The sequence below is a fragment of the Streptococcus suis genome (assembly GCF_002960445.1).
GTDB classification, from domain to species: domain Bacteria; phylum Bacillota; class Bacilli; order Lactobacillales; family Streptococcaceae; genus Streptococcus; species Streptococcus hyiners.
This window is the reverse complement of sequence record NZ_POJD01000143.1, coordinates 1-1684: the sequence shown is the minus strand read 5'-3', so window position 1 is coordinate 1684 and position 1684 is coordinate 1. Positions and strand designations below refer to the sequence as shown.

The 1684-nt window shown below is 41.9% G+C and carries 1 protein-coding gene; it reads left to right on the top strand.

All coding sequences use genetic code 11. The features are described from left to right. Positions 1 to 72 precede the first annotated feature (72 nt). Positions 73 to 1643 (top strand): IS3 family transposase gene (locus C1G53_RS06345; protein WP_105114925.1). Its coding sequence is split into 2 segments (ribosomal slippage): positions 73 to 718 and positions 718 to 1643, totalling 1572 coding nucleotides; the frame shifts between segments, so codons are not numbered across the junction. Positions 1644 to 1684 lie beyond the last annotated feature (41 nt).

Sequence of the window (1684 nt, the reverse complement as noted above, 5' to 3'; positions counted from 1 at the left end):
TGATATACTCCCCTTATAGTGGACAGTGAAAAAACAAAAATTTTCACTAGAAACTATAAAGGGAGTTTTATTATGTCCAAAAGAAGTCCAAAGTCTGTCTCTGAGAAACTAGAAATTGTTTTACTCCACTTGGAAGCTGGGAAATCACTTAGCTGGTTAGCTAGGCACCATGGTGTGTTTAAAGACACCCTATCGAACTGGGTTCGGAAGTACAAAGAAACTGGTATTGAGGGGCTAGAGGAAAGCCGGCGCTGGATGAAGTATAGTAAGGAACTAAAGGAACAAGCTGTTTCCGACTATCTTGATGGTTTGGGAAGTCTCAAAGCTCTGACCAAAAAATATGGAATTTCTGACCCTCGTGTTCTCAGATCATGGATAAAAAGTTATACTAGTGGTAAAGAATTGAAAGCTACTAGTAGAGGAATGAGTCGCATGAAACAAGGACGCAAGACAACATTTGACGAACGGGTTGAGATTGTCAATTTTACCCTTGCCCACGAGAAAGATTACCAAGGGGCTGTTGAGAAGTATGGGGTTTCCTACCAACAGGTCTATTCGTGGGTCAGAAAGTTTGAGAAGGACGGTTCTAACGGCCTCCTCGACCGTCGTGGAAAAGGTTTGGAAAGCAAGCCTAATCTGACTTCGGAAGAAGAGTTACGCCTAAAAATCAAGCAACAGGAAGAACGGATTAAGTATCTTGAAATGGAGAACGGCCTGCTAAAAAAGTTAGAAGAAATCAAGCGACGAAACCAATGGTAAGACTAGGTCGCCACCTGGAATCCTTCCAAGCGATTAAAGAATATGCGGATGAACAGGAAGAGGCTTCTATCAGCCACTTGTGCCGTATTCTAAAGGTATCTCGCTCAGGCTACTATAAGTGGTTACAACATCAGGAAACAGCTTCTGAACAGGAAAATTTAGGATTGATGAATGTCATCAAGGACCTTCATAGCCAACATAATGGTATTCTTGGTTATCGTCGTATGACGCTATTTGTCAATCGCAAGCTTGGAACAAGCTACAACAAGAAACGGATTCGACGATTGATGCACATTTTAGGCATTCGTTCCATTATCAGAAGAGCTAAGGGCTACTGTACCAAGACCAGCTTTGTCAATGTAGAAGACAACATTCTCAATCGTGATTTTACAGCAACTGCCCCCAACCAGAAATGGTGTACAGATGTGACTTTCTTGAAGTACGGTCTCAGTTGTAAGGCCTATTTGAGTGCTATTAAGGACCTCTACGACGGCTCAATTGTCGCTTATGTGGTCGGTCAGTTGAATGATAATGAATTGGTATTAGAAACACTTCGTAAAGCCCGAAAAGTTAATACTGAAGCGACACCATTGATTCACAGCGACCGAGGTTCACAATATACTTCGAAAGATTATTACCGTTTAACGACCAAGTATCAGATGACCCGCTCCATGTCTCGTGTTGGTAAGTGTATTGATAACGCACCAATTGAGAGCTTCTTTGGGCACTTTAAGACGGAGTGCTATGATTTGAAGAAGTATAAGACTTTTGAGGAGCTGGTGTCAGATATTGATGCCTACATCTATTTTTATAATCATCAACGATTTCAAGAACGCAACAACGGCCTTGCCCCTCTTGAAATGAGGAACAAGGCCGTCGCCTAATCTTTTATTATTTCATTGTCCACTTGACAGGGAGCAGTTCA